Genomic DNA, 3,969 nt, shown 5'->3' on the forward strand with positions numbered 1-3,969 from the left:
AACCTGGAACACGGTACTTACTGGACAGGTTTCAAAAACATGGTCATGCTGGGGATAGAACATATCCGCGAAGGTACCGATCACCTGTTATTCCTATTGGTATTAATGCTGCCGGCTGCAGACAGAATAAGGAGATTGATAAAAATAGTTACAGCCTTCACCATCGGTCACTCAATAAGCCTGCTCTGTGGCACATTAGGCTGGATAGTCATTCCCTCACAATGGGTAGAAGTAGCCATTACCCTCACAATTTTGATCAGCGCTATTCACGCCATTCGCCCCATTTTCCCGGAAAAAGAAGCCTGGATCGCATTGGACTTTGGTTTCATACACGGTTTAGCCTTTGCTGCTGCATTAAATAATTTAGACCTCGTACCTACAGAAATAGCCCTAAGCATTTTGGGCTTTAATGTCGGTATAGAAGCGATGCAGTTATTCGTGTTGCTTTGTACACTGCCCTGGTTAATATTAATTGGTAATAACTGGGTAAGGTATATCGGAGGCGCAATAGCGATTATCGCCAGCCTGGGCTGGATGGTAGAAAGAATATCGAATGAACCGAACATCATCTCTGCACAGCTGGCACAAATTCAGGGTAAATGGTTCATCATTATCCTTGCGATCATTGCCATTACATTTTCCGGTACTCGCTGGGTGAGAGCCCGGTTACTTTCTTAAAGAAGCGCGCAAAATAATTGGGGTATTCGAAGTTCAATAAATACGCAATCTCCGATACGGTGTAAGAAGTATAACGCAAATGCTTTTTCGCCTCATCAACCAGGTGATCCTGCAGGAGCTGATGCGCCGATTTACCGGCTACACTATTGCAGATCCTGTTCAGGTGCACCGGGGTAATACCCAGTTCTCTTGCATACTGATCAATGTTATATTTGGAGCCTGCTTCGCTGATTCGTTTCTGTAGCTTGCGGAAATAGGAAAGAGATAAACTATCCGGTTCCTGTACGACAACACTGTTTTGTCTCCACAACCGGTATAAAACTAAAAATAATTGTTGCAACATTGCCGTTAGCATCTGCTGCTTTTCATGCCGGGTACTGTATAGTTCTTCATGGATCTCTTCCACCAGTTTTACTACATATTTGAAAGTATAAGGTGGCACAAAGTGCGTGAGCATCTGCAGGTTCTCCAGTATAGGAGTAATGCTGTTTGCCACAGGAAAGATGCTCCTGACCAGTTTGTCAGCGATCGTCAGTATCCGTCCTTTGGTAGCAGCGTGATAGTTAAAGCCATGAATGGCCAAAGGCGGTATTAATAAAATAGATGGGCCTGTCAGCCATGTAGGTTCATTGTTCCCCAAAAACTCGGTCTTGCGTGTCTCTATCAGAAAGATCTGGTAGAGGTTAGTATGAATGTGGGGCTTGATCCGCCAGTCAAAGTTTTCACTGCGTGTTTCCAGCAATTCAGAAAACAGGTACTCTCCATCTGGTCTGGGGGCCGGTTCTCCATACAACCCTTCAAAATGTATAATTCGCTTCAATCGATAGAATTTAATAATAGGCTTTGATCTGTTTTATAGGCAAAAGTTTGATTGATACACAAAAATACAGACTTTAAAATAACATTTCTTTATTTAAAACTAAATACATAGTTTTGAAACTAAATATTTAGTTTATATGATCAGAACCCTTCTGTTACTGTTATTTTTGCCAACTACCTCACTGCTGGCCCAACAAACCGATTCTGTAATGGAATACCTGCAGGAACAGGATTATCCCCGTGCTATTGCATATCAGCAGACCCATTTAGATACTAACAATATCAAACAGCAATCGCTGCTGGCGTACACTTACTACCAGGCAGGAAATAATAGTGAAGCTATCAACACATATAATAAAGTATTGACGCTGGATAGTACAAATGTATCCGCTCATCAATATATTGCAAATATCTGCCTCAATCAGCACGCTAACGCTTTGGCGATCCCCCACCTCCGCCGTATTGCTGCTTTACGACCTGGCAATTCAGTGGCTATCAGGCAACTGAGCTTTGCCCTCCTGAACAACGATGAGGTCGAAGAAGGCTTTGGTTTATTGCTACAAGCCTATAAGCTCAATCCCGGCGATCCCAAAACCGTGAACCGCCTCGCTGACGAGCGTATGGGACAGGAAATGTATACGGCTGCTGATTCTATTCTCGATGTCTACCTGCAAAAGGATTCAACCCAGCCCTTCATCGTTGGTACCGCTATCAGGTGCAACTACTATCTGAAGAATTATAAGAACTGCATCACCCTTGGCAAATACCTGATGGCCCATGAAATCGTGCTATCCGGCGCTATGAGCTATGTCACAGCAGCCAGTTTCGTGCTGAAAGACTACCAGTTCTGCGTAGACATCAATACCTACATGGAAGATCGCAAAAACCCGTCTGAACAGGTGATGTATTATGCTGCCCTGGCTTATACCAAATTGAAATTCTATGAAGAGAGTAACAAACTATTAAATACCTGTATAGACCTGGCCCGCTCTAAAAATTTGCCAGATTACTATGCAGCTATAGCTGGCAACGATGAAGGATTGAAATTGTATAAACCTGCAATTGCCAATATGGATACGGCGTACTACCTGAGCCGCGAGCCCATGCACTTGTATAGTATAGGCAGGATGTACGATGTAAATATGAAAAACCAGGCAGCAGCAAAGAAATATTATAAACGCTACTTGCAGGAAGGGGATAGTACAGACAAACAGGAGGCTATGATCTATAAATATCTAAAAGAAACTTACTTCACAACTAAGTAAACAATGAGGTTGCCTTAAAAGTAAAACCTGTCAGGTTACTTTTGAGACAACCTCAATTCCCTTTTAACCCCGTATCAGGGATATCATTGCTGAAATCTCTTCCAGTGCAGCATCTGCACCACCAGCGAACCCGGAAAACTTAAACCGGATATTCCCCGCCTTGTCTATCACAAATTTTGCTGGTATACTATTCACTTTATAAGCGGTGGCAGCCTTATGCTCATTCAGGTCCATCAGCACTTCAAAAGGATAGTTATTGTCGGCAATGAATTTCTTTGTATCAGCTACTGCCTTATCATCTCTTTCCCAGGTATGAATAAAGAGGAACTGTACATCATTGTCTTTTTCATACCGCTGTACGGCCTGTTTCATGACAGGGAAAGATGCTTTACAGGGGCCGCACCACGTAGCCCAGAAATCAAGTACTACAATTTTTCCTTTCAGCTCACTCAATGTCACATTCCTGCCTTCCAGGTCTGTCAATGTAAAATCAGGCGCTGCTGTATTGATCATCTGCTTACTGAGCTCTTTCGTGATCTTAGCAATCAGCTGACGGTTCACCTCCTGCAGGTATGCATCGTACCCCTCAGTGCCTTTTACTTTTGTATACAGTGACTTCAGCTCCGTCTTCATATCATTGGTGGCCTGACCTGCCCTTACTGCTTCATCAATCTTTTCAAAAGCTTCCTTATCACGGCCTAGTGCAATGAGTACCTTGGAGTAAGTATCCAATACACCACCATTTACCTCGCCGTCTTCCTTGTACACCTTATAGGCATTGTCTGCATATTTCAACGCTTCTTCATAGTTCTTGTCATTATACAGCATCTTTGATAAGATGGCGTTATAAGACCGGTACCCAACCGCGGCAAATTTTGCTGCATTGTCCTGTACCTTCGCTATCTTGAAGGAATAAGAAGTGTCTACGGCCTTTTTCAGCAAAGCTTCTGCTTCTTTAAAATGTCCCTTCCTTGCCAGTGCATTACCAATACCAGCCCAGCCTTCACCTTTCCAGGCAGAGGTTTCCACCATGTTGGCAAATTTAACGGCTTTGTCTACACTGTCAATATTAGCATATGCTCCGCCAATTGCATTCCTCACATAATCATACGCAATCCTGTCCGGGCCGAATTTGGCAGGCGGGAAGCGCCTGATCAGCTGGTAATACATGGCTTCTTTCTTTGCAGGGTCTTTCTCATCATAGATA

General features: G+C 43.4%; 4 protein-coding genes. 2 read left to right on the forward strand and 2 right to left on the reverse strand.

What is annotated here, in order from left to right; translation table 11 throughout:
- Positions 1-678, forward strand: a 678-nt coding sequence (locus ABDW16_RS31170; protein ID WP_343675373.1) for a HupE/UreJ family protein, incomplete at its 5' end; no start/stop codon positions are given.
- Here ABDW16_RS31170 and ABDW16_RS31175 read toward each other — a convergent pair.
- On the reverse strand, positions 632-1,498 hold the full coding sequence (locus ABDW16_RS31175; protein WP_343675374.1) for a helix-turn-helix domain-containing protein: 867 nt from the start codon (positions 1,496-1,498) through the stop codon (positions 632-634). The two genes, ABDW16_RS31170 and ABDW16_RS31175, sit on opposite strands and share 47 nt — an antisense overlap.
- A gap of 136 nt (positions 1,499-1,634) precedes the next feature.
- Between ABDW16_RS31175 and ABDW16_RS31180 the strand changes: the two genes are divergently transcribed.
- Entirely contained in the window at positions 1,635-2,762 is a 1,128-nt protein-coding gene (locus ABDW16_RS31180; protein ID WP_343675375.1) for a tetratricopeptide repeat protein, read from the forward strand.
- Positions 2,763-2,825: 63 nt separating this feature from the next.
- Here the strand turns inward: ABDW16_RS31180 and ABDW16_RS31185 are convergent.
- Positions 2,826-3,969 (reverse strand): redoxin domain-containing protein (locus ABDW16_RS31185; RefSeq protein ID WP_343675376.1); only part of this gene is annotated, 1,144 nt, incomplete at its 5' end.

Source organism: Chitinophaga sp. (assembly GCF_039596135.1).
GTDB lineage: Bacteria > Bacteroidota > Bacteroidia > Chitinophagales > Chitinophagaceae > Chitinophaga.

Coding starts and splice junctions, on each gene's coding strand:
- ABDW16_RS31180 (WP_343675375.1), top strand. CDS start 1,635: ATGATCAGAACCCTTCTGTTACTGTTATTTTTGCCAACTACCTCACTG.